The following is a 25,015-nucleotide window of genomic DNA, read 5'->3' on the forward strand; positions in this document are numbered from 1 at the left end:
CACATGACCACTGTGGGAGCGGGCTTGCCCGCGAAGGGGTCAGTACAAACAACAAAGAAGTCAGGGATTTACCGAAAAAACGGCACATCCCCCAACACCGTCGCCCGCTGCATCACCCGACGCGCCGGGCGGTAGTCATCCACCGCGTAATGCTGAGTCACGCGGTTATCCCAAAACGCCACATCATCCTTCTGCCAACGCCAGCGAATGGTAAATTCCGGTTGCGTTGAATGAGCGAACAAAAACTTCAAAATCACTTCGCTCTCGGTTTCCGACAACTCATTGATCTTCGACGTGAAGCCTTCGCTGACAAACAACGAGCGGCGCCCGCTCACCGGGTGTGTGCGAATAACCGGGTGTGATAAAGGCGGATTTTTGCGCCGCGCTTCCTCCCACTGAACCAGCGCTTCGGGTGTGTTGCCATAACGCTCCAGCGGAAATGAACGAGTGAAATCGTGGGTAGCGGTCAGCCCTTCAAGCAAGGTCTTCATCGGTGCCGACAGCGCTTCATACGCTGCAATCCCGCTGGCCCACAACGTGTCGCCACCAAACTCCGGCAGCAGCTTGGCGCTGAGTACCGCGCCCATGGCCGGGGTCGGCAGGAAGGTCACGTCGGTGTGCCAGATCGCGTTGTCACGCACGTCGGTGACGGCGGTGTCGAGGATCAGCACCTCCGGTTGTTCCGGCACATTCGGGTAGATTGGGTGAATGTGCAGATCGCCGAAATTCGCGGCGAATCGCGCTTGCTGCTGTGGGGTGATTGGCTGGTCGCGGAAAAACAGCACTTGATGTTTAAGCAGTGCCTGCTCGATGGCGTCGCGTTGCTCCGGGGTCAGCGGTTGGCTGATGTCGACGCCGCTGATTTGTGCGCCGAGTGCGGAGCTTAAGGGGACGATGTTCAGGCGGCTCATGGCGGTTCTCTTCAATCCGGGGGTGTAGGAGCGAGCTTGCTCGCGAAGGCGACGTGTCAGTCAAAATTGATGTTGAAGCTGAAGGCCTCTTCGCGAGCAAGCTCGCTCCTACAGTAGTAATCAGTGAGCCTGGCCGTGCCACGGCACCAGCTTGCGTTGCAAGGCGCGCAGGCCCATTTCCATGGCGAAGGCAATCAGCGCAATCACCAGAATCCCCATCACCACCACATCGGTGACCAGGAACTGCGCGGCTGACTGCACCATGAAGCCCAGACCGCTGGTGGCCGCAATCAATTCAGCGGCGACCAGCGTCGACCAACCCACACCCAGGCCGATGCGCACACCGGTCAAAATGTCCGGCAAGGCACTCGGCAGAATCACATGACGAATCAACTGAGCGCGGGTCGCGCCCAACGACTGGGCGGCACGTAATTTGGCCGGGTCTACGGTGCGCACGCCAGTGGCGGTGGCGATGGCAATCGGGGCGAAAATCGCCAGGTAGATCAGCAACACTTTCGACAGCTCACCGATACCGCACCAGATAACGATCAGCGGTAAGTAAGCCAAGGGCGGAATCGGGCGATAGAACTCGATCAGCGGATCGAGAATGCCGCGAGCGATACGGTTGTGACCGATGGCAATGCCAACCGGCACAGCCGTCAGCACGGCAAACCCCAGGCCGAGGCCGATTCGGCTGAGGCTCGCGCCCAAGTGCTGCCACAACGTCGAATCCATGTAGCCGGTGGTCACCAGCAGCCAGCCTTTTTGCAACACGGCGGACGGTGGTGGCAGGAACAGCGGTTCGATCATTCCCGTGGCGGTCACGGCCCACCAAATGGCAACGAGGGCGACCAGTGTCAGAACGCTGATCCAGCGTGTGCTCAAACTGCGACGAACCGGAATCACTGTCGAGCCGGGTTTCACCGCTAAGGCCGGAATTTCATAGCTGCTCATGCGCGCTCCTGCCGCGTGGCGGCGCTGCGTTGGGAGAACACTTTGGCGAGTACGTGTTCGCGGGTTTCGATAAAGCGTGGGTCGGACTTGATGGCTCGGGCCGATTCACCGGCGGCGTAACGCTGGCCGAAATCCAGGCTCAGGCGCTCGACGATTTGCCCAGGATTGGGCGCCAACAAAATCAGATCCGTGGCGAGGAATACCGCTTCTTCAATGTCGTGGGTAATCAGAAATACCGGTTTGGCAGTGCGCTGCCAGACTTGCAGCAGCAGTTCTTGCATCTGTTCGCGGGTGAACGCGTCGAGGGCGCCGAAGGGCTCGTCCATGAGCAAAACACGGGGATCGGCGGCCAATGCGCGGGCGAGTCCGACACGCTGCTTCTGACCGCCCGAGAGCTGCCAGATGCGTCGGTTTTCGAAACCGGAAAGGTCGACCAGCGCGAGCATTTCCCGAGCGCGGATTTCGCGTTTTTCCCGGGAAACACCGGCCAGTTCCAAACCGAAGCCGACGTTGGCCAGGACATCCTGCCAAGGCAGCAGCGCATCGTCCTGAAACACCACGCCACGCTCGGCGCTCGGGCCTTTGACCGCCACGCCATCGAGGGTGATGCGCCCGGCACTCGGCTCGACAAAACCGGCAATCAGGTTCAACAGCGAAGTCTTGCCACTGCCAGACGGGCCGAGGGCGACCAGCAATTGCCGGGGCCCAAGACTCAGGGAAATATCCACCAGTACCGGTTCCGGACTGCCGGGGTACTGTGCGCTGATGCGCTCCAGCTGTAGCAAGGCCATCGCGATTAACTCCGGATCAGTTGGTGATGAACTTGGCGCTGACGTACGGGGCGTAGTCGGGCAGCACGGCCTCGACCTTTCCTTGTTCCTTGAGGAACGCTGCGGTGTCGGTGATGGCTTTGGTGGTCGGCGCGCCGAGGGTGATCACCTGATCAGCCGCCAGCGGGTAGACGTTGCCTTGCAGCAGCAGCGGAATATCGCTGGCCTTGGCGCCGGAGAGCTTCACCAGTTTGTCGACGTTGGATTGATTGGCGAGCCAGGCTTTCGGGTCTTTGCGGTAATCGGCGTAGGCGTCGAGGGTGACCTTGGCGAACGCGGTAACGATTTCCGGGTGCTTCTCAGCGAAGTCTTTGCGCACGATCCAGGCATCGAAGGTCGGGGCGCCGAACTTGGCCAGTTCACCCGAGGTGATCAGCACTTTGCCGTTTTCCTTGGCCACACCGAGGGCAGGGTCCCACACGTAGGTCGCGTCGATGTCGCCACGTTTCCATGCGGCGATGATGGCGGGCGGGGCGAGGTTGAGGACGGTGACTTTCGACGGGTCGATGTTCCAGTGCTTCAGCGCGGCCAGCAGGCTGTAATGGCCGGTGGAAACGAAGGGCACGGCGATTTTCTTGCCGATCAGGTCCTGTGGCGTCTTGATCCCGGATCCGTCACGAGCGACCAGGGCTTCGGCGGCGCCGATCTGGGTGGCGATGAGGAACGTTTCTACCGGGACTTTGCGAGTGATCGCAGCGGTCAGAGGGCTGGAACCGAGGTAGCCGATTTGCACGTCGCCGGATGCGATGGCAGCGATGATGTCGGCACCGTTGTCGAATTTGCGCCAGTCGATTTTGGCATTAGTGGCTTTTTCGTACGCGCCGTCGGCCTGGGCGACTTTCGCCGGGTCTACGGTGGTCTGGTAGGCGACAGTGACGTCAGCCGCGTGAGCAAAGAAACTCGCTGCAGCCAAAGAGGCGGCCGCCAGAAGGCGAAGAGGGAAATGCAGTTTCATTGGGAAGCTCCTTGTCAGGCGACCGAGAGTCGGCGTCAAAGGAGACTAAATGATCTAAAAATCAGAAAATAAATAACATTTTCGAATTAGCTTATGAGCGGGAAATCCTAAGGATGTGATGCGATGAAACGATTGTAGGAGCTGGCTTGCCAGCGAAGGCGGGGTGACCGATACACCGCTTTCGCTGGCAAGCCAGCTCCTACACAAGCCAGCGTCAACAAGAGGAATTGATTAGTTACTGATCGCCAGAATGCTCGCCTGATACGACCCGACAAACACGTCGAAATCGCCGACTTCGTTCTGCTCCAGCTCCACTTGCGCCGCCAACGACGAGCGCGCCAGTTCTTCAAACTTCGCCTGATCTTCACCACTCAAAGGCTCGCTGCGGAAAAACGCCGCATGTGCGCGGCTCTGACGCAGGGAGAATTGAGCAAAGCTTTCCTTGTGCCCCGCCATAGCCGCCAGCACCTGGGCCGAAGGCGTCAACGATGGGTCCTTGACCTTGGCCAACTGCGTATCCAGCGCCTTGCTGTGTGCATCGCCACCATGACTTTGATCCAGCATCGCCGCCAACGGAGCAATCTGCTCCAGCAACTCGCTGGCCCACTCTTTGAGGTCCACGGGTTGACCGTTGCGTTGCAATTGCAGGCCCGGACGGCGACCTTCCTTGACCACGCTGAGGAAGTTGGAGGTGGCGTTGCTGCAGGAAGTATTGGTCAACAACGGGCTGTCGTTCAGCGCGCAGTACAGCAGGAAGGCGTCGAGGAAGCGCGACTCGGTGAGGTCGATGCCCATCGGCAGGAACGGGTTGATGTCCAGGCAGCGCACTTCAACGTACTGAATACCACGGGCCACCAGCGCCTGGATCGGCCGTTCGCCGGTGTAGGTCACGCGTTTCGGGCGGATGTTGGAGTAGTACTCGTTTTCGATCTGCAGGATGTTGGTGTTGAGCTGAACCCACTCACCGTCCTGATGCGTCCCGATCTCGACATACGGCGCATACGGCGTGGCGACCGCTTTGCGCAGGCTGTCGGTGTAACTCGACAGGTCGTTGTAGCACGGCGTCAAACCGGCTTGGGCGTTGCTCTGGTAACCCAGATCGCTCATGCGCAGGCTGGTGGCGTACGGCAGGTACAAGGTGTCCGGGTCCAGTTGTTCCAGCTGGTGCGAACGGCCGCGCAGGAAGCCGGCATCCAACGCAGGCGAGGCGCCGAACAGGTACATCAGCAGCCAGCTGTAGCGGCGGAAGTTACGGATCAGCGCGATGTAGGCCGAGGACTGATAATCGCGGTCGGTGCCGACAAAGCCTTCGGCTTCTTTGAGCAGCGGCCAGAGCTTTTCCGGCAGGGAGAAATTGTAGTGAATCCCGGCGATGCACTGCATGGTCTTGCCATAACGCAGGGCCAGGCCCTTGCGATAGACATACTTGAGCTGACCGATGTTGGACGTGCCGTAATAGGCAATCGGAATGTCTTCCTCGGCCGGCAACGGGCACGGCATTGAGGGGCTCCACAGAAACTCGTTGCCGAGCTTGCTGTAGGCAAAGCGGTGAATCTTGTCCAGGCTCGCCAAGGTATCTGCCGGGTCGGGCAGGGCGGGCGTGATGAACTCCAGCAGCGACTCGGAATAGTCGGTGGTGATTTGTTCGTTGGTCAGCGCGGAACCCAATTCTTCCGGGTGCGGCGTTTGCGCCAGGCGACCTTCGCCGGTCACGCGCAGGCATTCACGTTCGATGCCGTGAAGGCACTGTTCGAGCAGAGAGAGGTTAGCGCGCTCGCCAAGCAGAGCCAGGCGGCGGTTGAGAAGTTCGCTCAAGTTGGATTCCTTCACGCGTCAGTCGCCCCAATATGGGGGTGGGCAAGACGGTCTACAAGGGTGAAGTTAAAACTGGCGTTTTCGCCTGGTTTTCGGACCGTACACGGCTGCTGGCAGCCAGCCAAGGAATTCCCTGTGGGAGCGAGCCTGTGGTGAGGGGGCTTGCCCCCGTTGGGCTGCGAAGCATCCCCAAAATCTCGGATGTTAAAAGATCTTGGGAGTGCTGCGCACTCAAACGGGGGCAAGCCCCCTCGCCACAGTCGCTCCCACAGGAAATTACGGCGCTGCGGTCACAGCGCCGAAATTAACTCAAATGGGTGACATCTAGCTACAGGACAGCGAACGTGCCTTGTGCTTTTGCGACCAGTTTGTCGCCCTGCATCACGTCAGCTTCAACCACCAAGGTGCGGCGGCCCGGGTGGATCACCCGGGCCGTGCACATCACTTCACCGTCTGAAACGGCGCGAATGTAGTTGATCTTGCATTCGATGGTCGCGCTCTGCTGGTCAAAGCCGTGGGTACTGGAACAAGCCAGCCCCATGGCAATGTCCACCAGGCTGAACAAAGCCCCGCCATGCAGCTTGCCGCCGCGATTGCGCAACTCAGGCGCAAGCCCGAGGGCAACTTGCGCCACCCCGGTTTCCAGGCTGTGCAAGCGGCAACCCAACAGCTTGAAAAACGCGCTTTCAGTCAGCCCGGCAGGGATCTCCATCAGCGTTTCTTCAACTGCTTGGCGTTGGCGAACAGCGACGCCATGGCGTTGTTGCTCGGGGCCGCCGTGGTGGTTTCCTTGCGCGGTGCGCTGTTCTGGGACTGGCGTGGCGCCGACCCCGGACGTGCACCGCGAGCGCCGTCAATTTTCTCACCCGGGGTGTCGCTCATGCGCATCGACAAGCCCACGCGTTTGCGCGGGATGTCGACTTCCATGACCTTCACTTTCACCACATCACCGGCCTTCACCGCTTCACGCGGATCCTTGATGAACTTCTCCGAAAGTGCAGAGATGTGCACCAAACCGTCCTGATGCACGCCGATGTCGACGAACGCGCCGAAGTTGGTCACGTTAGTGACGACGCCTTCGAGGATCATGCCCAGTTCGAGATCCTTGAGGTCTTCGACGCCTTCCTGGAACTCCGCAGTCTTGAACTCAGGACGTGGATCGCGGCCAGGTTTTTCCAGCTCTTGCAGAATGTCGGTGACCGTTGGCAGACCGAAAGTTTCGTCGGTGTACTTCTTCGGATCGAGACGCTTGAGGAAGCTCGCGTCGCCGATCAGCGAGCGGATATCGCGGTCGGTTTCAGCGGCGATGCGCTGCACCAGAGGATAGGCTTCCGGGTGAACGGCCGACGAATCCAGTGGGTTGTCGCCGTTCATCACGCGCAGGAAGCCTGCGGCCTGTTCGAAGGTTTTTTCGCCCAGACGTGCGACTTTCTTCAACGCGGCGCGGGTTTTGAACGCGCCGTGCTCATCGCGATGGCTGACGATGTTCTGTGCCAGGGTCGCGTTGAGACCGGAGATGCGCGCCAGCAGCGCCACGGAGGCGGTATTGACGTCGACGCCCACGGCGTTCACGCAGTCCTCGACCACCGCGTCCAGACCGCGCGCCAGTTTCAGCTGCGACACGTCGTGCTGGTACTGGCCGACACCGATGGATTTCGGATCGATCTTCACCAGCTCAGCCAGTGGATCCTGCAAGCGACGGGCAATCGACACGGCGCCACGGATCGATACGTCCAGATCCGGGAATTCTTTCGAAGCCAGTTCAGATGCCGAGTAAACCGATGCGCCGGCCTCGGAGACCATGACTTTGGTCATTTTCATGGCCGGGTATTTTTTGATCAGTTCAGCGGCCAGCTTGTCGGTTTCGCGGCTGGCGGTGCCGTTGCCAATGGCGATCAGGTCAACCGAATGCTTGGCGCACAGGGCGGCGAGAATCGCGAGGGTCTGATCCCACTTGTTGTGCGGCACGTGCGGGTAAACGGTGGCGTGATCCAGCAGCTTGCCGGTGGCGTCGACCACGGCGACCTTGCAGCCGGTGCGCAGGCCCGGGTCGAGCCCCAGCGTGGCACGTGGGCCGGCCGGAGCGGACAGCAGCAAGTCGTGCAGGTTGTGCGCGAACACGTTGATCGCTTCGGTTTCCGCGCCATCGCGTAGCTCACCCAGCAGGTCGGTTTCGAGGTGGGTGTAGAGCTTGACCTTCCAGGTCCAGCGCACCACTTCGCCCAGCCATTTGTCGGCGGCGCGGTTCTGGTTCTGGATGCCGAATTGCTGGCCGATCATGCCTTCGCACGGGTGCATGGTGCCCGGCAGTTCGTCGCCGACTTTCAGCGCAGAACTCAGAATGCCTTCGTTGCGGCCACGGAAAATAGCGAGCGCGCGGTGCGACGGCATGCTTTTCAGCGGTTCGTCGTGTTCGAAGTAGTCGCGGAACTTGGCGCCTTCCTCTTCTTTACCCGCGATGACGCGGGCACTGAGGGTGGCTTCTTGCTTCAAGTAGCTGCGCAGTTTGTCCAGCAGGCCGGCGTCTTCAGCGAAGCGCTCCATGAGGATGTACTTGGCGCCTTCTAGGGCTGCCTTCACATCGGCCACGCCTTTTTCGGCGTTGATGAAGCGTGCGGCTTCGGTGTCTGGCGTCAGGGTCGGGTCGTTGAACAGGCCGTCGGCCAGCTCGCCGAGGCCGGCTTCCAGGGCGATCTGGCCCTTGGTGCGGCGCTTTTGCTTGTACGGCAGGTACAAGTCTTCGAGTCGGGTCTTGGTGTCGGCGAGTTTGATGTCGCGTTCAAGTTGAGGGGTCAGCTTGCCTTGTTCTTCGATGCTGGCGAGGATACTGATGCGCCGTTCGTCGAGTTCTCGCAGGTAGCGCAGACGCTCTTCCAGATGACGCAACTGGATGTCATCGAGGCTGCCGGTCACTTCTTTCCGGTAACGGGCGATGAAGGGAACGGTAGAGCCTTCATCGAGTAGCGCGACGGCCGCTTCGACCTGTTGTGGGCGTACACCGAGTTCCTCGGCGATGCGGCTGTTGATGCTGTCCATAAAACCACCTGACAAATTGTGAAAGCAGGCTCGCAGGCGCAGAATTGAAGGCTCTGCGAGTCTGGTTGAGCGGCCTGGCCTGCGCCGCTGCCTGGATCAAAGGGCACCCCATTGACCCGTGAAATCGAACAATTACTGCGGGCGGCAGGGAAATAAATAGCGCCTGCCTGTAGTACCTGTCTGATGTTGCCTGACACAAAACGCCGCGCATTATAACCAGCGTTCGCGTGTTCTGGGGCATCGCGGGCGGGAAGGGTAATGGCCGGTTTACTGGCGGTGGAGGAAAAATCTGCTAACAATGCACACGGTGCGTATAACGGCAGCTACGCCATAATGCGCGCCGAGATCAAAGGAGCATCTAATGAGCAGCACTGCAAACACTGCTGAAGGCGAAAAAATTCTTATTGTTGACGACGATCCGGGGCTCAGCAGCCTGCTGGAGCGCTTTTTCGTCAGCAAGGGCTACCGCGCCCGCGCCGTTCCGAACACCGAGCAAATGGATCGCCTGCTGGCGCGCGAAGTGTTCAACCTGGTCGTCCTCGACCTGATGCTGCCCGGCGAAGACGGCTTGACCGCCTGCCGCCGCCTGCGCACGGCGAACAATCAGATCCCCATCATCATGCTGACCGCCAAAGGCGACGAGCTGAGCCGTATCAAGGGCCTGGAACTGGGCGCCGACGATTACCTGGCCAAGCCGTTCAACCCGGACGAGCTGATGGCCCGCGTCAAAGCGGTCCTGCGTCGTCAGTCGACGCCGGTGCCGGGTGCACCGGGCAGCGAAGACGAAAGCGTGACCTTCGGTGATTACGTACTGTCGCTGGCGACCCGCGAACTCAAGCGCGGTGACGAAGTGCACATGCTCACCACCGGTGAGTTTGCGGTCCTCAAGGCATTGGTCATGAACGCGCGTCAGCCACTGACCCGTGACAAACTGATGAACCTGGCCCGTGGCCGCGAGTGGGATGCCCTGGAGCGTTCCATCGACGTACAAATATCCCGTCTGCGCCGGATGATCGAACCCGATCCGTCCAAGCCGCGTTACATCCAGACAGTCTGGGGCGTGGGCTACGTGTTCGTTCCGGATGGCGCCGCCACCAAGTGATCGGCGATTTGTAGGAGCGGGTCTTGCGGGCAATGTTGCCCGCAGACTCGCGATCCGCAATATGCGAGCATCGCTCGCTCCTGCAAGTGTGTAGCGGCTATCCATGAAAACCCCCGTTTGGTTCCCCCAGAGCTTCTTCTCCCGCACCCTTTGGCTGGTGCTGATCGTCGTCCTGTTTTCCAAGGCGCTGACCCTGGTTTATCTGTTGATGAACGAAGACGTGCTGGTGGATCGTCAATACAGCCACGGCGTCGCCCTGACACTGCGCGCCTATTGGGCCGCCGATGAAGAAAACCGCACGAAGATCGCTGATGCCGCCACGCTGATCCGGGTGGTGGGGGCCGGTGTGCCGGAAGGTGAGCACCATTGGCCGTACAGCGAGATATACCAGCGGCAGATGCAGGCCGAACTGGGTGCCGACACCGAAGTGCGATTACGCATGCACTCGCCGCCAGCGCTGTGGGTCCGGGCGCCAAGCCTGGGCGATGGCTGGTTGAAAGTGCCGCTGTACCCGCATCCTCTGCGTGGCCAGAAAATCTGGAACGTGCTCGGCTGGTTCCTCGCCATTGGCTTGCTGTCGACCGCATCGGCATGGATCTTCGTCAGTCAACTCAATCAACCGTTGAAGCGTCTGGTGTATGCCGCAAGGCAACTCGGCCAGGGGCGCAGTGTGCGATTGCCCATAAGCGACACCCCAAGTGAAATGACCGAGGTGTATCGCGCCTTCAACCAGATGGCAGAAGACGTCGAGCAGGCCGGCCGCGAACGTGAGCTGATGCTGGCCGGTGTGTCCCACGACTTGCGGACCCCCTTGACCCGTTTGCGCCTGTCCCTGGAGTTGATGGGAGATCGCACCGATCTCACCGACGACATGGTGCGCGACATCGAAGACATGGACGCGATCCTCGACCAGTTCCTGGCGTTCATTCGCGATGGCCGTGACGAATCGGTGGAAGAGGTGGACTTGAGCGACCTGGTTCGCGAAGTCGCTGCGCCGTACAACCAGAATGAAGAAAAGGTCCGTCTGCGCCTGGAACCGATCCAGCCGTTTCCATTGCGCCGGGTGTCGATGAAGCGCCTGTTGAACAACCTGATCGGCAATGCCTTGCATCACGCGGGCAGCGGCGTTGAGGTGGCGGCCTATGTCTCTGGTGATACCAGCGCGCCGTATGTGGTGCTGAGTGTCATGGACCGTGGGGCGGGGATTGATCCTGCTGAACTTGAAGCAATCTTCAACCCGTTCACTCGGGGTGATCGCGCCCGGGGCGGGAAGGGGACTGGTTTGGGGCTGGCGATCGTGAAGCGGATTGCTTCGATGCATGGCGGGAATGTTGAGTTGCGCAATCGTTCCGGAGGCGGGCTGGAAGCGCGGGTGCGGTTGCCGTTGGGGTTGATGTTGCCTCGGGATGCGGTTTAACAGCTGACATTTTGGCTGGGGCTGATGGCCCCTTCGCGAGCAGGCTCGCTCCCACAATAAGTACGCGGTCAACTGTGGGAGCAGGCTTGGTCCGGGCGGCGTTCCGACGAAGGCGGCCTCCCTGCCGCCACATAAGTCTGGGTTAACCCTTGCCTTTGGTCCGAGTCATATTCGGCCCACCATTTTTCTCCAGATGCTCAATGATGATCCCCGCCACATTCTTCCCGGTGGTGGTTTCAATACCTTCCAGACCCGGTGACGAGTTCACTTCCATCACCAGCGGCCCGTGATTGGAGCGCAGGATGTCCACCCCCGCCACTGCCAGGCCCATCACCTTCGCCGCACGCAACGCGGTCATGCGTTCTTCCGGTGTGATCTTGATCAGGCTGGCGCTGCCGCCCCGATGCAGGTTGGAGCGGAACTCTCCAGGCTTGGCCTGGCGCTTCATCGCTGCGATCACCTTGTCGCCGACTACGAAGCATCGAATGTCGGCACCGCCGGCTTCCTTGATGTACTCCTGAACCATGATGTTCTGCTTCAGGCCCATGAACGCTTCGATCACCGACTCTGCCGCCGTCGCCGTTTCACACAGCACCACGCCAATGCCTTGGGTGCCTTCCAGCACCTTGATCACCAGCGGAGCGCCGTTGACCATATCGATCAGGTCGGGAATGTCGTCCGGTGAGTGAGCAAACCCGGTGACCGGCAAACCGATCCCGCGACGTGACAGCAATTGCAACGAACGCAGTTTGTCCCGCGAACGGGCAATGGCCACCGATTCATTGAGCGGAAATACGCCCATCATTTCGAACTGACGCAACACAGCGCAGCCATAAAACGTTACCGACGCACCGATCCGGGGGATCACCGCGTCGAAACCTTCCAGCGGCTTGCCGCGGTAGTGGATCTGCGGCTTGTGGCTGGCAATGTTCATGTAGGCGCGCAGGGTGTCGATCACCACCATTTCATGGCCACGCTCGGTACCGGCTTCAACCAGACGACGAGTGGAATACAGACGCGGGTTCCGCGACAGCACAGCGATCTTCATGCAACACCTGTGGAGGAGGTAGATACCGGGAACACCGGCTTGTCTTGTACGTACTTAATGCCTGGATTGACCACCAACTGGCCGTGAATCAAGGCTTTGGAGCCGAGTAACAGGCGATAACGCATGGATTTGCGGCAGGCGAGCGTGAACTCGACCCGCCAGACCCGATCACCGAGGGCCAGGGTGGTGCTGACCACGTATCGCTTCTGCGCCTGACCATTGGAGCTTTTAATGGTTTTCATCGTCACCAGCGGCGCTTCGCAGCGTCGATGACGCAATTGCACCACCGTGCCCAAGTGCGCGGTAAAGCGTACCCACTGCTCGCCATCGCGCTCGAACAGCTCGATGTCGGTGGCATGCAGGCTGGAAGTGCTGGCACCGGTGTCGATTTTTGCCCGCAGGCCCGCGACTCCCAAATCCGGGAGCGCCACCCACTCGCGCAGACCGACAACGGTCAAATGGTCAAATGTCTTCAAAGTTGCTCAACCGGTAGAAACCGCTCGGCCCGCAAGCGGCCGAATTCGCGGTATTCACGCAGAATAATGGTTAAAAGGCGACAGATATCTACGGCCCGGATTTCCAGCCCCTCGGGGGAGGTTCTGGAATGCGTGCATTGTAATCCGAGCCGGTGCAATTCTTGGTACGACTGAAACGGTAGTACAGTTCAGCAATATTTCAGAGTGAGGAAATTCCATGGCACAAAAAAACGAAGAGGACGACAAAGTCCGTCTCGATAAATGGTTATGGGCCGCGCGTTTTTACAAAACCCGTGCCCTGGCCAAGGCGGCGATTGAAAGCGGCAAGGTGCATTGCCGGGGCGAACGTTGTAAGCCAGGCAAGGAGCCAAGAGTAGGTGATGAGTTCGTGATCCGCGCCGGTTTCGAAGAGCGTACGGTGGTGGTTCAAGCGTTATCCATTGTTCGCCGTGGCGCGCCGGAGGCTCAGACGTTGTATGCCGAAACCGAAGCCAGCATCGCCAAACGCGAAAACGCCGCCGCCCAGCGCAAAGCGGGTGCGCTGGGGATGACCACCGATGGCAAACCGAGCAAGAAACAGCGGCGGGATTTGTTCAAGTTTCGTGGCAGCAGCAATGATGAGTAGGGCGGAAAACTCTCGGGCGATTTTCAGTCCGTCATCGCGGGCAAGCCCGCTCCCACAAGGGTATGCGTTTTTTGTGGGAGCGTGCGGTGCGACGATTCGACTTGCCCGCGATCGAGTGCGCAGCACTCGCCAGATGCCACCGGATCTCCGGGGAAGACTTGCAATTACCCGGTTGAGCAACCATATCGGGTGATTCGCCAGCGGCGCATCGAGCGGATATACAGCCACTCGTCGAAAATCACCACAGCCTCTGCGCCATGGGCCATAACCAGAAGGCCAACGGCGTCAGTGGCCAAGGATCGCGCACTGTGCACCTTGCTTGGAACAAGCCCGGATTGTTCATAAAATGCCGGCCATGGCCGAGCGTTGCGCATCCAAGGGTGCTTGCAGGCACGCGATCCTGACCGTTGAAACCCATTGTCACCACTTCAGATACCCAGACCTATGACCGACCTACCGGATAACGACTTCACCCAACGCTTCATCTTCGATGACAGCGACACCCGTGGCGAGCTGGTCTCGTTGGAGCTCAGCTACGCCGAAGTCCTGGCCAAACACGCCTACCCGGAGCCGGTCGCGCAATTGCTTGGCGAACTGATGGCGGCTGCATCGCTGCTGGTCGGCGCGCTGAAGTTCGATGGCTTGCTGATCCTTCAGGCCCGTTCCGACGGTCCGATCCCGTTGCTGATGATCGAGTGCTCCAGCGAGCGTGATATCCGCGGCCTGGCCCGTTACGAGGCCGACCAGATCGCCCCCGATGCGACGCTCGCCGACCTGATGCCCAACGGCGTCCTGGCGCTGACGGTCGACCCGACCCATGGTCAGCGTTACCAGGGCATCGTCGACCTCGACGGCGAAACCCTGTCCGAGTGCTTCACTAATTACTTCGTCATGTCCCAACAGGTAGGCACCCGCTTCTGGCTGTACGCCGATGGCCGTCGCGCCCGTGGCCTGCTGCTGCAGCAACTGCCCGCCGACCGCTTGAAAGACGAAGAAGAACGCGCCGCCAGCTGGCAGCACATCACCGCGCTGGGCAGCACCCTGACCGCTGATGAATTGCTGGGACTGGACAACGAAACCGTGCTCCATCGCCTCTATCACGAAGAGCAGGTGCGTCTGTTCGACGTGCAGAAGCTGCGCTTCCGTTGCAGCTGCTCGCGTGAACGTTCGGCCAATGCTCTGGTCAGTTTGGGTGTTGAAGATGCGCAAAATCTGGTGGTCGAACACGGTGGCAACATCGAGATCGATTGCCAGTTCTGCAATCAACGTTACCTGTTCGATGCCGCCGATATCGCCCAATTATTCGCCGGAGCGGGCGTCGACACGCCGTCAGATACCCGTCACTAAAACGGTTCAGCGCAGGTAAATTCACTGGTTAGTGCCGGTATTACGCCGTAACGACGGGAGGGCCCTACTTTTTTTGGGCTTTTCTGGCATAATCCGGCCCACTTTTTCTCGCGGTAGTAGTGCACAACTTTCTACTACAAAACGTTTGGAGCACTCGGCCACTGGCCGATGGGGAACCTCATGACGCAAGCCAATAACGCCGTGTACACCGATCTGAGTGTTGATGATCTGGTTAAAGAAGCCCTGAATCGCGGTGAAGGCGAGCTTGCCGATACCGGCGCGCTGGTTGTTCGTACCGGTCACCGTACCGGCCGTTCGCCAGTCGACCGTTTCATCGTTGAAGAGCCGACCACTCAGGCCGCTATCGCCTGGGGCCCGATCAACCGCAAGTTCCCGGCCGACAAGTTCGATGCCCTGTGGGACCGCGTTGAGGCGTTCAACAACGCGCAAGAGCATTTCGTTTCCCACGTTCATGTAGGTGCGGCTGCCGATCACTACCTGGCCGTGAAAATGACCACGCAGACTGCCTGGCAGAACCTGTTCGGTCGTTGCCTGTTCATCAACCCGGCCCAGTACAACCCGGCTGGTCGTGATGAGTGGCAGGTGCTCAACGTCGCCAACTTCGAATGCGTTCCAGAGCGTGATGGCACCAACTCCGATGGTTGCGTGATCATCAACTTCGCACAGAAGAAAGTGCTGATCGCCGGCATGCGCTACGCCGGTGAAATGAAGAAAGCCATGTTCTCGGTGCAGAACTTCCTGCTGCCGGCCGCCGACGTGCTGCCAATGCACTGCGCTGCCAACATCGGTGAAGAGGGCGACGTGACCCTGTTCTTCGGTCTGTCCGGCACCGGTAAAACCACCCTGTCCGCCGACGAAAGCCGTTACCTGATCGGTGACGACGAGCACGGTTGGGGCGAGGGCGTGGTGTTCAACATCGAAGGCGGTTGCTATGCCAAGTGCATCGACCTGTCCGAGAAGAACGAGCCAGTCATCTGGAAAGCCATCAAGCACGGCGCAGTCCTGGAAAACGTCGTTATCAATGACGCCAAGCACGCCGACTACGACGACGTCAGCCTGACCCAGAACAGCCGCGCAGCCTATCCGCTGGAGCACGTTGCCAAGCGTTCCGAGAAGAACCTCGGTGGCGAGCCAAACGCTGTGATCTTCCTGACCTGCGACCTGACCGGCGTACTGCCGCCCGTGTCGATCCTCAGCGAAGAACAAGCGGCTTACCACTTCCTGTCCGGCTACACCGCACTGGTGGGCTCGACCGAAATGGGTTCCGGCAGCGGCATCAAGTCGACCTTCTCCACCTGCTTCGGCGCACCGTTCTTCCCGCGCCCGGCTGGCGAATACGCAGAACTGCTGATCAAACGCATCCGCGGCTTCGGTTCGAAGGTTTACCTGGTTAACACCGGCTGGACCGGTGGTGGCTACGGCGTTGGCAAGCGCTTCAACATCCCGACCACTCGTGCCGTTATCGCTGCGATCCAGAGTGGCGCGTTGATCGGTGCTGAAACCGAGCACCTCGACACCATCAACCTCGACGTGCCATTGGCTGTGCCGGGCGTTGAGACTGGCCTGTTGAACCCACGTAACACCTGGGCTGACAAGGCTGCTTATGATGAATCTGCCAAGGCGCTGGCCGGGTTGTTCGTTGAGAACTTCAAGAAGTTCGAAGTGAGCGACGCGATCAAGGCTGCTGGGCCGAAGTTGTAAGTGTTGGATTGATGGAAAGAGAAAGCCGCCCTTTGGGGCGGCTTTTTTGTGGGCGTTTGAATTCAGGTTTTTAGATGCAGCACGAACGCGCCGACCAAGACCAAAACGACTCCCAGCACTTGCACCTTCGCCAGTCTTTCCTTGAAGAACACATATCCCAGAATTGCGGCAATACCGCCGGATAACGTACTGATCACCGTCACCACCGAAACCGATCCCGCCACTGCGCCCCAAGCGAATGAGGAGAACCCACCGAGGTTCATCAGGCTGGCACCGGTTAACGTCATGCAGTTTTTCAACGGCGGAATTTTCAAGTCGTCCTTGACCTTCAACACCATCAAAACCAGAACGACCAGTCCCACCAGATAGGCAAGCCAAAGCATCGTCACCGGCCCTAGCACAGGAAGTACGAAGTGGCCTTGCAACCAGAAACTGGTGCCATATAAAACAGCCGCCAGAAGCGCATAGGCAATCGAGCTGCTGGCCTGAGTGGTGTGTGGAAGCTTCGAATCGGCGTGGATGCTGGAAAGGATGACCCCGATCACGCAGATTGCAATGCACAATAATTGGATCAGATTGATCTGTTCACCGGCCGCCCAGGACAGCAACGTAGTGACTACACCGTAGGAGGTCACGAGCGGCGCGACGATAGACGCTTTGCCGAGGGCGAATGCCTTGGACAATGCCAAGGCACCGGACACGGTGAGCACGGCGGCGGCAATGCCGAACAGCCAGATATCGAGCGATGCCGACAGCGATTTGAGAAGAAAGGCAGGAAAGGCGATCAGCAGTATGCTCATGATGCTGAAGCCCAGCGCTTGACCGAAATACACTGCGCGTTTGACGCCGACCGCACGGGCGTTCAAACCCACTAGAAAATCCGTGCCGCCCCAAAGCACGGCAGCCAGTAAACCCATCAATACGTCCATGCTATGTCCTTATAGGTGCGCGCTGCGGACGTTAGAGGCCTTCCAGCGTCTGCTTGTCCCAGCGTTGGGCCTTAATGGCCTGATAGAGCATTGCGACGGTCAGTGGCAGTTTGTCGCCACGTCCCTTGGCTTTACGTTTGAGGAACACATCGTAGCCTTCGGGTTGGAAGTGGCGATAGGTGTCGTAATCGATGGAGAGGTTTCAAAGTGTTAGACACATGTACGCACCACAACCGACCTAACTCGCTATGTGTTGGGTAAACGAGCTGGTTTCAGGCGTTCGCCGAGGTCAGTAAGCAGTCATGCAATACACGGTAGGAGGGACGCTGTTTTTCTAGCCATGAAGCTAATATTCCTTCACTTCTGAGGTGATAGCGCCAGAATAATTGCAGTTGTGCGTGCCGTTTCAGACACGGTATCTGCGTTATTGGCTTTCCAGTGCCTGTGTATCCCAGCGTTGGGCGTGGATGGCTTGATAGAGCATGCCGATTGTCAGCGGAATTTTGTCACCGCGACCCTTTGCCCTTCGCTTGAGATGCATATCAAACCCTTCCGGCTGAAAGTAGCGATAGGCGTCGTAGTCGATGAAGTCGATCGCGAACTGTTCTTCCAGAGCTTCTATCAAATGCCGCGCATCGGTGCCGTCGCAGCCCAGGTCGAAATTGATCGAGGTGGTGAGGCTGATGGTTTTGCGTTCGGGCAGGCCGAGTTCTTCGTGCAGCAGCTGCATGAGCAGGTGCATGGTGTGGTCGTCGGGGAAGTTGGGGGCGAGGTTCATTGCGAGGGCATCTGGTTGGGCTTGGATGGATCTTATTGTTCGCTAGGCTTGGGGGGGAAGAGCGGGAGCAGATTGTGGCGGAATGCCTTGTCGGTATTTGGCGAGCGCTTCTTCTCGTGTAGGAAGTGGTCTGTCGAGGTCCGCCGGTGAGGTGTCGAATCCTGAGAGATGCAAGCTGGCCAAGTAATTTGAGCGACGGACCTTTTCGTAGTGAGCTTGTTTATGTTTGAACGTTAATTCAGTCATCACAATTGTCTCGGGCTACGAATGCTTGAATGCTGGGACGGAGCTGTTCAACAGTGTTGCGCTATTCAACCGGCTAGCGCGTTCAAAACATGGACAGGGTCGTTATGTATGGCTTTCAGCAGCGCTTTGGCGGGTCCTGTTGGCTCACGGCGACCCTGTTCCCAGTTGCGTAGAGTGCCGAGTTGGACGTCGATCAACGCTGCGAATTTTGCCTGAGTCAGTCCAGTAGCCTTGCGAATCTCTTTGACTTGCAACGCATCCACATGGAATTCGCGGGAAGGCCGACGCTCACCCCGTACGATCTCGTCCATCTGTTGCACGCTTTCCATTAACTCATCAAAAAACTTGCTCACGGTTATCTCCAGTGTTCGATTACTGATTTCAACGCTTTGCGTTCATCGGCGGTTAGGTCGTGTTGTTCATTTTTAGGGTAGATCATCAACAACGCGATCTGCGACGCGGAGACGAAATGGTAGTAAATCACTCGGGCTCCGCCTCGTTTTCCATGCCCCTTGGCCGCGATCCGCATTTTGCGAATTCCGCCTGTTCCTTCGATTATGTCTCCAACCGAAGGGTTCACCACTAAAACCTTCTGTAAGGCGCTATAGGCATCATCATCCATTAGCTCTTTGGCTCGACGGGTGAAAATCGGGGTCTCAACGAAAATCATCGGTAATGTACGCCACTGGCTTACTTTAGGGCAACGCTGATCTGACTTGAAATGCCTTTCATTTGATCAGCCACGACTGTAGTTGATCGTTCTCACGTCGAGCGAGAGAACGATCTATTCACTCGGTGTCAGGCAGGCGCTTTCCAGCCCATCATGCGTTGTTGGGCGACTTGCATCAGGTCGAAGCCGTCCTGGGTCAGCAGGTATAACGCGTGGGTGATGTGGGGAATGTCTTCGACGTCGCCGTGTTTGAAGCAGATGCAGTGCAGGGTTTTAAGGAGGTCGCTGGAGGCCCGGATGCGCTGCATGGCAGCTTCGAGGATGTCCTGGGGGTTGGCCTCTGTGTCGATGATCAGGGGCAGGGAATCGGTGAGGTTGGTTTGGAGCGGGAGATAACGATTGGCTGTGAGGGGGTTACATGTCTTCATTGGTTTGCTCTCTTTAATGCTTCCGAAAGACCGCTACCATCGTGACCAAGCGATGGAGGCGACTGTGTTCGGGTTGGTCAACCTGGGGAGAGACAAACCCTGGCACGCCGAAGCGTCCCAAACACAGCCGCCATAAAGTGTGCCGGCATTAAAGACGTCGGCAGCATACAAGGGCATGCGCAAGTTTTCTCTCAAATTTAGGTGACCAAGCCCGAGTCGCTGATTTTGCAGCGACGGTCACGACTATAGGTGCGAGCCACCAAACAGCGATAGACGACAAAGAGTCCAGGCCTGTAGGAACCGGCCGAACCTCGACTAGTCCCTTTCTATAGGAATTTTCCGCGATGCAAGCTTTCGCGTTTCCTGGATCCCGCGCCCACCTTATCAACGAATATGCTGATACGAATCCACATCCGCCAAGCCTGTGTTCAACCCGGTCGTCGGCGCGTAGATCGTGCCCCTCACCGCCGAGAATCTAACCCCATTACTCCCCAGCGAAACGTACCGCTCGCCTTGGTCCAGTTCCGTAAAGTAGGTGTATGAGCACTTTTCCATCGCTTTGTATTTCGCGTCGGCGTTGGCCATGGCGTTGTGGTGGTTTTGCAGGTCGGCCGGGGTTAGGTTGAGGGTTTTGTTCAGCACCACGCCCCAGCGCTTCAGACACACTTCGGCGAAGTGGCGCACGATCAGACCCGGTTCGGCCAGTGTTTTTGGGCCGCTGACACCATCGGCTGAGGCGTTGCCGACCAGCGTGCCATGGCGACCGGGCATGGGGTAAATGTGGGTTCGGGTGCCGGTGGCCGTTTGCGGGATGACGCAGCTAAAGCCTTTGGAGCGCTCGTCTCGGGCGTAGAAGCCGACGTATTCTTTTACATTGGAGTTCAGTTTAACTTTATCTTCCTGAAAGTTACCGATACCCGGTACCGGATCAATCGCAAAGATACTGATCGGAATATTTTTCAATGGCGCATCATTAAACATCGCATTGGCCAGCATATGGCAACTGATACCACCACGGCTCCAACCCACCAAATTAACTTTGGTCGGGAGAATGCCATCTTTACGGAACGTTCTAATAATTTGCTCCTGTAGTTTTTGTTGAGTCACGCTACGGTCACCATAGTTGTATTTCCGCCACAACCAGGAACCTTCCACCTTCACGTCTTCAATGGGAATGCCGGCAGCCTTGAGGCGGTTATATTCGGCTTCGGTCAGTTGTTCCCGCTGCCAGTCACATTTGCCTTTGATGATATTGAGAGCGTGTTGGACGTTCTCTTCCCAGCCTTTGCCGAACAATGTTCCGCTCAGGCCGTAGTCCTTGGATTTGGTAAACAGCTCATCAGCTTGCAGGTTGCTGGTGCCTGGACCATCAATCACGATCCATTCGGCAAACTCGCGGCCGCCATGATGGGAAGCCAGGGTGGAAACCAGTTCGCCATCCCAGTAAGTCGGGTTTTCGCTGTCGAACTTGGTCGAGCCGGTGCCGCAAAAGAAAATAGTTAAGGTAGTCATTGTTTCGCTCTGTTTGATTTGAGAGCTGGCAGACTAGTGTTTGTTGTTGGAGTATTGGTAGTGCTTAGTTGTTTCTACATTTGTGATGAAGGGATTCTTTGTTTTGCAATGTCGAGAAGTTCGCAGCCGTCTTGCGTTAATAAATAAAGTGCATTCACTATGTTTGGGATGTCTTTTACATCAGCCTGTTTGAAGCACAAGCAATAGAGCGTTTCGAGCAAGTCACTGGCCGCGCGCAAGCGTTGCTGCGCGGCGTCAAGGACCGCACCGGTACTGGCAGCGGTATCAATGACCAACACGGGAGTTTCGCTGTAACTGGTTTTGAGTGGGCGATAGCGATCTTGCATGAGGTCCGTCCTGTTTTCAGCGGCGCGGCAAACTATAGGGGCGCGTGGCCAAGGGTCGCAATACCGCGCAAATGGACAGGGTTTGTAGGGTATTTACTGTCGGTGTCGCCTTTTGCCTACGTGGGCGCCGAGGTTATTTTCAGCATTACCCTTGAGGGGCGAATTTCCTACGGGTTTGTCAGGCGCAGAGTCTCAAGTCTCTGTAAGGTGCGCGCCAGAATCTGTAGGACGTTTCAAAAACGTCCTGGCCCCGTATGCGTAGCGTCACCGATTTGCGTCAGCTAGCGACAGCCTTCACGGGCGAAATCAGCCCGGCCCTTGCTGCATGGGCGAGCAAGAGCCGGGTGTTTCAGGAGCAAAGGTTGAACGAGCAACTGCGGGTGGCCGTGTGGGTGCTGTAGCCACTTGACCCGCAGTTGTCAGGATGTTCGCCAGGCCTGTTGGGCGGAACACTCCAGGGTGTCGCATGTAGCGAGTATCGGTGGCTCTACGGGAGCCCCGTCGCAAGCGCTCAGCAGCAGGGATGTCAGGATCAGCGCAATGGCAACAATCGGTTTTTGAAACATGGTCGTTCCTTGTTCAAATGCCGCGCCCATCAGGCGTCCTGCCGTGATGTGAAGTGCGCGGACGGTTGTTTTGCGAGAAAGACCTTACCGTCAGATTGAGCGGCACCGCGAGGAACAAAGTGTTTCGTTTGTTTCATCCTGTGGCAAAGCTCCATAGGGTGACGCGGTATCATCCCGTATCGTTTTGGTCCCCGACCTTTTCTCGACTCGCGGCGTTTGCCGGCTAGGCTTTGGGCTTCGCAGCGGTCAACGGAGTGACAGCTTATGCACAACACCCTGGAACAGGTTTTCGGTTATCCACAGTTTCGACCGGGTCAGGAGGCGGCGGTCAGCGCGGTGCTGGCCGGGCGCTCGGCGGCGGCGATTTTCCCCACCGGTTCCGGCAAGTCCCTTTGCTATCAACTTCCCGCCTTGTTGCTGCCGCACCTGACGCTGGTGGTCTCGCCGTTGCTCGCGCTGATGCAGGATCAATTGGCGTTCCTGCAACGCCACGGCATTGCGGCGGGCAGTATCGATTCGGCGCAGAGCCGTGACGACGCCAGTGATGTGATGGCTCGGGCCAAGTCCGGTGAGTTGAAGATTTTGATGATTTCGGTGGAGCGCCTGAAGAACGAGCGCTTCCGTAATTTCTTGCAGCAAGTCCCCATCTCGCTGCTGGTGGTAGATGAGGCGCACTGCATTTCCGAGTGGGGCCACAACTTCCGCCCCGATTACCTCAAGCTGCCCGACTACCAGCGCCAGTTCAATATTCCACAAGCGCTGCTGCTGACCGCCACCGCGACGCCCAAGGTGATCGCGGACATGGAGGCCAAGTTTGCCATCGCCCCGGAAGATGTAGTGACCACCGGTTTCTACCGGCCCAACCTAAACTTGTTAGTTGAGCCCGTACGCGGTCAGGACAAACGTCGACGGCTGGTCGAGTGGATGAGCGAGCGCCCCCATCAGCCGAGCATTGTCTACGTTACGCTGCAAAAAACCGCTGAACATATCGCCGAACACTTGGGGCGCAACGGCATTCAAGCCGAGGCTTACCATGCCGGTTTGCCCAACGATCAGCGCGAAGCCATCCAGAAACGGTTCATGGGCGGACAGTCCAATTGCATCGTCGCCACCATCGCGTTTGGCATGGGCATCGACAAGAGTGACATCCGCAACGTGGTGCATTTCGACCTGCCCAAATCCATCGAAAACTACAGCCAGGAAATCGGCCGTGCCGGGCGTGACGGGCAACCCTCCGACTGTCTGGTATTGGCCAACCGCGATAGCCTCAATGTGCTGGAAAACTTCGTCTACGGCGACACGCCCGAACTGGACGGTATCCGCTGCGTGCTCGATGAAATGCTCGCCGCCGCGCCTGAAGGGCAGTGGGAGTTTTTATTGGGACCGCTGGCGGATCAGAGCAATATTCGCCAATTGCCGCTCAAGACCTTATTGGTTCAGCTGGAGCTGCGCGGCTTGATCGCCCCGCGTTACGCCTATTACGCCGAATACCGTTTCAAGTACTTGCAGGAGCCGGAAGCCTTGCTCGCGCGCTTCGAGGGCGAGCGCAAGGACTTCGTCGCCGCAATCATCCAGACCTCCAGCCGCGCGCGAACCTGGGCCACAGTGAATTTCGATGCGCTGTATGAGCAGCATCAGGCCGAGCGCAATCGGGTGGTCAAGGCACTGGATTATTTTCAGGAGAAAGGCTGGGTCGAACTTGAAAGCAAGCAGATGACTGAGGTCTACAGCTTGCTGCAAACGAGCTTTGACAGTCAGGCGTTGAGTGCCGAGTTACATGCTTATTTCACCCAGCACGAACGTACCGAGATCGCTCGTATTCACGCGATGCTGGACTTGTTCGCCACCGACCATTGCCTGGGTTATCGCCTGGCCGAGTACTTCGGCGACGAAAACGCACCTCGACAATGCGGGCATTGTTCGGTGTGTCACGGTCAGGTTGCGCGACTGCCGGCACCACCGGAATTGCCAGCGCTTGTGGATAAAAATTTTGAAGCGTTGTGCGGTGATTTTATCCACAGGCATGAGCAACATACTGGCAACGCTCCGTCAGCTGAGCGCGTGACTCGGTTCCTCTGTGGGATCAGTGTGCCGCTGTTTACCAAGCTGAAGGCGCGGACTATTTCTGGGTTTGCGGCGTTGGAAAATTATCCGTACGCCGAAGTACGCGGTTGGGCCGAGACAAATCTGTGAAGTTGAAGTACGACCGCTTCCACAGCGGTCGTTCAAACATCTTCATGAGGCTCACCGTAAGCGTCGGCCAATAGTGACTGTGCTTGTTGCTCGAGAAAGTCGAAGACCTCCTCCTGAATCGATCCTTGGTATTGCTTGCGTCGGCCTTTGGACACGATGCCGTTTTGATCCAGGCACTGCATGACTAACCTGGACAAAAGATTGCCTCGAACGTCGTAGTTTTCGTTCACAACGCTTCACGAGCGTATCGAACCGCTGAAGAAAGTCGGTTTCCTCTCTCAGCTCTACCTCTAGGGCTCGTTTGGCCATTTCCATCGTAAACGCTACGTAATCGGTTGCATCCCAGTAGCGGTAGATGCTGGCGTCACCAACGAAGTTGAAGCTCATTGTTTCCGCATCAATCCAGCGAACATTCCAGAATTCACGAACGGGTTTTGAGAAAGATTGCAGCGCTTCCAGATAATGTTGTTCTTCGCGCTTCATGGCGACCGAAACAGGTAGCAAGAGACCGTTTTCGAGAGCGCCGCTTCGGCACAGAGCCAAGTGGATGAGGAAGCGTGAAAGACGGCCATTGCCATCCATAAAAGGGTGCAGAAAGACGAAGCCAAAAGAGGCGATGCCGGCGGCCACAAGGGGATCGAGTTGCTCTGGCGCTCTGTTGGCGAACGTCATCAACTCTTCCATCAACTCACGACAAAGCTCTGGGTTGGGTGGCACGTAGGTCACGCCAGCTGCGCCGCGAAATGAATTACTCAGGTGATTCTGTTCGTGACGGAATGCGGCTGCGCGATCAAAGGGGTTAGAGATCGCGCTATTTTGTAACGCGACAAGATAATCTTCGGTAAGCGGCTGTGCGCCAGATAGTCATCTTCCGCTGGCGCAACGCTCTGCGGAACTGACAATGCACCGCCGATTTTCTCCAGGCGGGTAACCGGCTGGATGATCGCTGGCCGCTTCACTTCGATCGCGTTCAGATCCAGCGCATCAATCAAATGGGCGTAGCCCACTCTGTTTCCCATCGCAGTTCCCCCCCATCCCGGTTAGATTTTTTTTACCACGCCAAGATTTTTTTTTAAAATCGGAAAATACCGAAAGAAAATTTTAACTT

General features: G+C 58.0%; 24 protein-coding genes and 3 pseudogenes. 7 read left to right on the forward strand and 20 right to left on the reverse strand.

Annotated elements, in window-relative coordinates; genetic code table 11:
- Positions 1–68: 68 nt before the first annotated feature.
- The 7 genes from tauD to ACWGZX_RS15565 form a co-directional block, all read right to left on the reverse strand.
- Positions 69–911 carry a taurine dioxygenase gene (gene tauD, locus ACWGZX_RS15535; protein WP_452628934.1) on the reverse strand — a complete coding sequence of 281 codons (843 nt, stop codon included), beginning with the start codon at positions 909–911 and terminating at the stop codon, positions 69–71.
- Between the two features lie 120 nt (positions 912–1,031).
- Positions 1,032–1,865: a taurine ABC transporter permease TauC gene (gene tauC / locus ACWGZX_RS15540; protein WP_452628935.1), complete on the reverse strand. Its 834-nt coding sequence runs from the start codon at positions 1,863–1,865 to the stop codon at positions 1,032–1,034.
- Complete coding sequence (tauB, locus tag ACWGZX_RS15545; RefSeq protein ID WP_452624491.1) at positions 1,862–2,656, reverse strand: taurine ABC transporter ATP-binding subunit; 795 nt, start codon at positions 2,654–2,656, stop codon at positions 1,862–1,864. The genes tauC and tauB overlap by 4 nt, the downstream gene beginning before the upstream one ends.
- Before the next feature lie 16 nt (positions 2,657–2,672).
- A complete protein-coding gene (tauA, locus tag ACWGZX_RS15550; RefSeq protein ID WP_452624492.1) occupies positions 2,673–3,650 on the reverse strand; it encodes a taurine ABC transporter substrate-binding protein in 978 nt (325 codons plus the stop codon).
- Between the two features lie 231 nt (positions 3,651–3,881).
- The gene (gene gshA / locus ACWGZX_RS15555) at positions 3,882–5,465 is read right to left on the reverse strand and encodes a glutamate--cysteine ligase (RefSeq protein ID WP_452624493.1); all 1,584 of its coding nucleotides are present in this window, start codon (positions 5,463–5,465) and stop codon (positions 3,882–3,884) included.
- A 328-nt stretch (positions 5,466–5,793) separates the two neighbouring features.
- Positions 5,794–6,177 (reverse strand): PaaI family thioesterase, encoded by a 384-nt coding sequence (locus ACWGZX_RS15560; protein ID WP_007949206.1) that lies wholly within the window; start codon positions 6,175–6,177, stop codon positions 5,794–5,796.
- On the reverse strand, positions 6,177–8,501 hold the full coding sequence (locus ACWGZX_RS15565) for a Tex family protein (RefSeq protein ID WP_452624494.1): 2,325 nt from the start codon (positions 8,499–8,501) through the stop codon (positions 6,177–6,179). Before ACWGZX_RS15565 ends, ACWGZX_RS15560 begins: the two co-directional genes overlap by 1 nt.
- 361 nt (positions 8,502–8,862) lie before the next feature.
- Here ACWGZX_RS15565 and ompR point away from each other — a divergent pair, with 361 nt between their 5' ends.
- Together ompR and ACWGZX_RS15575 are read left to right on the forward strand one after the other, a co-directional pair.
- Positions 8,863–9,603, forward strand: a complete 741-nt coding sequence (gene ompR, locus ACWGZX_RS15570) for an osmolarity response regulator transcription factor OmpR (RefSeq protein WP_007949203.1) — start codon at positions 8,863–8,865, stop codon at positions 9,601–9,603.
- 103 nt (positions 9,604–9,706) lie between these two features.
- Positions 9,707–11,020 (forward strand): ATP-binding protein, encoded by a 1,314-nt coding sequence (locus tag ACWGZX_RS15575; RefSeq protein ID WP_452624495.1) that lies wholly within the window; start codon positions 9,707–9,709, stop codon positions 11,018–11,020.
- A 142-nt stretch (positions 11,021–11,162) separates the two neighbouring features.
- On the opposite strand, the gene rimK is transcribed toward ACWGZX_RS15575, so the two are convergent.
- Both rimK and rimB read right to left on the reverse strand, forming a co-directional pair.
- Positions 11,163–12,068 (reverse strand): 30S ribosomal protein S6--L-glutamate ligase, encoded by a 906-nt coding sequence (gene rimK / locus ACWGZX_RS15580; protein ID WP_007949201.1) that lies wholly within the window; start codon positions 12,066–12,068, stop codon positions 11,163–11,165.
- Positions 12,065–12,544: a retropepsin-like aspartic endopeptidase RimB gene (gene rimB / locus ACWGZX_RS15585; RefSeq protein WP_452624496.1), complete on the reverse strand. Its 480-nt coding sequence runs from the start codon at positions 12,542–12,544 to the stop codon at positions 12,065–12,067. The genes rimK and rimB overlap by 4 nt, the downstream gene beginning before the upstream one ends.
- A gap of 217 nt (positions 12,545–12,761) precedes the next feature.
- On the opposite strand from rimB, the gene ACWGZX_RS15590 reads away from it, so the two are divergent.
- From ACWGZX_RS15590 to ACWGZX_RS15600, 3 genes are all read left to right on the forward strand, one after another.
- On the forward strand, positions 12,762–13,169 hold the full coding sequence (locus ACWGZX_RS15590; protein WP_027922234.1) for an RNA-binding S4 domain-containing protein: 408 nt from the start codon (positions 12,762–12,764) through the stop codon (positions 13,167–13,169).
- A gap of 444 nt (positions 13,170–13,613) precedes the next feature.
- Positions 13,614–14,516 (forward strand): Hsp33 family molecular chaperone HslO, encoded by a 903-nt coding sequence (gene hslO / locus ACWGZX_RS15595; protein WP_452624497.1) that lies wholly within the window; start codon positions 13,614–13,616, stop codon positions 14,514–14,516.
- Between the two features lie 180 nt (positions 14,517–14,696).
- Positions 14,697–16,238 carry a phosphoenolpyruvate carboxykinase gene (locus tag ACWGZX_RS15600; protein WP_452624498.1) on the forward strand — a complete coding sequence of 514 codons (1,542 nt, stop codon included), beginning with the start codon at positions 14,697–14,699 and terminating at the stop codon, positions 16,236–16,238.
- A 62-nt stretch (positions 16,239–16,300) separates the two neighbouring features.
- Here ACWGZX_RS15600 and ACWGZX_RS15605 read toward each other — a convergent pair whose 3' ends face one another.
- From ACWGZX_RS15605 to ACWGZX_RS15645, 9 genes and pseudogenes are all read right to left on the reverse strand, one after another.
- A complete protein-coding gene (locus tag ACWGZX_RS15605; RefSeq protein ID WP_452629022.1) occupies positions 16,301–17,155 on the reverse strand; it encodes an EamA family transporter in 855 nt (284 codons plus the stop codon).
- A gap of 43 nt (positions 17,156–17,198) precedes the next feature.
- A pseudogene (locus ACWGZX_RS15610) lies at positions 17,199–17,360 on the reverse strand (DUF1493 family protein); the annotation flags it as partial.
- Between the two features lie 231 nt (positions 17,361–17,591).
- Positions 17,592–17,945: a DUF1493 family protein gene (locus ACWGZX_RS15615; RefSeq protein ID WP_452624499.1), complete on the reverse strand. Its 354-nt coding sequence runs from the start codon at positions 17,943–17,945 to the stop codon at positions 17,592–17,594.
- Between the two features lie 42 nt (positions 17,946–17,987).
- Positions 17,988–18,191 carry a YhfG family protein gene (locus ACWGZX_RS15620; RefSeq protein ID WP_452624500.1) on the reverse strand — a complete coding sequence of 68 codons (204 nt, stop codon included), beginning with the start codon at positions 18,189–18,191 and terminating at the stop codon, positions 17,988–17,990.
- A gap of 65 nt (positions 18,192–18,256) precedes the next feature.
- The gene (gene nadS, locus ACWGZX_RS15625; protein ID WP_046031301.1) at positions 18,257–18,544 is read right to left on the reverse strand and encodes a NadS family protein; all 288 of its coding nucleotides are present in this window, start codon (positions 18,542–18,544) and stop codon (positions 18,257–18,259) included.
- A gap of 2 nt (positions 18,545–18,546) precedes the next feature.
- Complete coding sequence (locus tag ACWGZX_RS15630) at positions 18,547–18,861, reverse strand: type II toxin-antitoxin system RelE/ParE family toxin (protein WP_452624501.1); 315 nt, start codon at positions 18,859–18,861, stop codon at positions 18,547–18,549.
- Positions 18,862–18,989: 128 nt separating this feature from the next.
- On the reverse strand, positions 18,990–19,289 hold the full coding sequence (locus tag ACWGZX_RS15635) for a hypothetical protein (protein WP_452624502.1): 300 nt from the start codon (positions 19,287–19,289) through the stop codon (positions 18,990–18,992).
- Between the two features lie 384 nt (positions 19,290–19,673).
- Entirely contained in the window at positions 19,674–20,801 is a 1,128-nt protein-coding gene (locus ACWGZX_RS15640; protein WP_452624503.1) for a hypothetical protein, read from the reverse strand.
- Between the two features lie 74 nt (positions 20,802–20,875).
- Positions 20,876–21,148, reverse strand: coding sequence for a hypothetical protein (locus ACWGZX_RS15645; protein WP_452624504.1), 273 nt, complete (start codon positions 21,146–21,148; stop codon positions 20,876–20,878).
- A 248-nt stretch (positions 21,149–21,396) separates the two neighbouring features.
- Here ACWGZX_RS15645 and ACWGZX_RS15650 point away from each other — a divergent pair.
- Both ACWGZX_RS15650 and ACWGZX_RS15655 read left to right on the forward strand, forming a co-directional pair.
- Positions 21,397–21,549, forward strand: a pseudogene (locus ACWGZX_RS15650) (polysaccharide deacetylase); the annotation flags it as partial.
- A gap of 429 nt (positions 21,550–21,978) precedes the next feature.
- Positions 21,979–23,907 carry a RecQ family ATP-dependent DNA helicase gene (locus ACWGZX_RS15655; RefSeq protein ID WP_452624505.1) on the forward strand — a complete coding sequence of 643 codons (1,929 nt, stop codon included), beginning with the start codon at positions 21,979–21,981 and terminating at the stop codon, positions 23,905–23,907.
- Positions 23,908–23,939: 32 nt separating this feature from the next.
- Here the strand turns inward: ACWGZX_RS15655 and ACWGZX_RS15660 are convergent.
- Positions 23,940–24,759: pseudogene (locus ACWGZX_RS15660) on the reverse strand (Fic family protein); the annotation flags it as partial.
- On the reverse strand, positions 24,660–24,914 hold the full coding sequence (locus ACWGZX_RS15665) for a hypothetical protein (RefSeq protein ID WP_452624506.1): 255 nt from the start codon (positions 24,912–24,914) through the stop codon (positions 24,660–24,662). The pseudogene ACWGZX_RS15660 and the gene ACWGZX_RS15665, both read right to left, overlap by 100 nt.
- Positions 24,915–25,015 lie beyond the last annotated feature (101 nt).

This window comes from Pseudomonas sp. CLCA07 (genome assembly GCF_053615335.1).

Coding starts and splice junctions, on each gene's coding strand:
- tauD (WP_452628934.1), bottom strand. CDS start 911: ATGAGCCGCCTGAACATCGTCCCCTTAAGCTCCGCACTCGGCGCACAA.
- tauC (WP_452628935.1), bottom strand. CDS start 1,865: ATGAGCAGCTATGAAATTCCGGCCTTAGCGGTGAAACCCGGCTCGACA.
- tauB (WP_452624491.1), bottom strand. CDS start 2,656: ATGGCCTTGCTACAGCTGGAGCGCATCAGCGCACAGTACCCCGGCAGT.
- tauA (WP_452624492.1), bottom strand. CDS start 3,650: ATGAAACTGCATTTCCCTCTTCGCCTTCTGGCGGCCGCCTCTTTGGCT.
- ACWGZX_RS15560 (WP_007949206.1), bottom strand. CDS start 6,177: ATGGAGATCCCTGCCGGGCTGACTGAAAGCGCGTTTTTCAAGCTGTTG.
- ACWGZX_RS15565 (WP_452624494.1), bottom strand. CDS start 8,501: ATGGACAGCATCAACAGCCGCATCGCCGAGGAACTCGGTGTACGCCCA.
- ompR (WP_007949203.1), top strand. CDS start 8,863: ATGAGCAGCACTGCAAACACTGCTGAAGGCGAAAAAATTCTTATTGTT.
- ACWGZX_RS15575 (WP_452624495.1), top strand. CDS start 9,707: ATGAAAACCCCCGTTTGGTTCCCCCAGAGCTTCTTCTCCCGCACCCTT.
- rimK (WP_007949201.1), bottom strand. CDS start 12,068: ATGAAGATCGCTGTGCTGTCGCGGAACCCGCGTCTGTATTCCACTCGT.
- ACWGZX_RS15590 (WP_027922234.1), top strand. CDS start 12,762: ATGGCACAAAAAAACGAAGAGGACGACAAAGTCCGTCTCGATAAATGG.
- hslO (WP_452624497.1), top strand. CDS start 13,614: ATGACCGACCTACCGGATAACGACTTCACCCAACGCTTCATCTTCGAT.
- ACWGZX_RS15600 (WP_452624498.1), top strand. CDS start 14,697: ATGACGCAAGCCAATAACGCCGTGTACACCGATCTGAGTGTTGATGAT.
- ACWGZX_RS15605 (WP_452629022.1), bottom strand. CDS start 17,155: ATGGGTTTACTGGCTGCCGTGCTTTGGGGCGGCACGGATTTTCTAGTG.
- ACWGZX_RS15615 (WP_452624499.1), bottom strand. CDS start 17,945: ATGAACCTCGCCCCCAACTTCCCCGACGACCACACCATGCACCTGCTC.
- ACWGZX_RS15620 (WP_452624500.1), bottom strand. CDS start 18,191: ATGACTGAATTAACGTTCAAACATAAACAAGCTCACTACGAAAAGGTC.
- ACWGZX_RS15630 (WP_452624501.1), bottom strand. CDS start 18,861: ATGATTTTCGTTGAGACCCCGATTTTCACCCGTCGAGCCAAAGAGCTA.
- ACWGZX_RS15635 (WP_452624502.1), bottom strand. CDS start 19,289: ATGAAGACATGTAACCCCCTCACAGCCAATCGTTATCTCCCGCTCCAA.
- ACWGZX_RS15640 (WP_452624503.1), bottom strand. CDS start 20,801: ATGACTACCTTAACTATTTTCTTTTGCGGCACCGGCTCGACCAAGTTC.
- ACWGZX_RS15645 (WP_452624504.1), bottom strand. CDS start 21,148: ATGCAAGATCGCTATCGCCCACTCAAAACCAGTTACAGCGAAACTCCC.
- ACWGZX_RS15655 (WP_452624505.1), top strand. CDS start 21,979: ATGCACAACACCCTGGAACAGGTTTTCGGTTATCCACAGTTTCGACCG.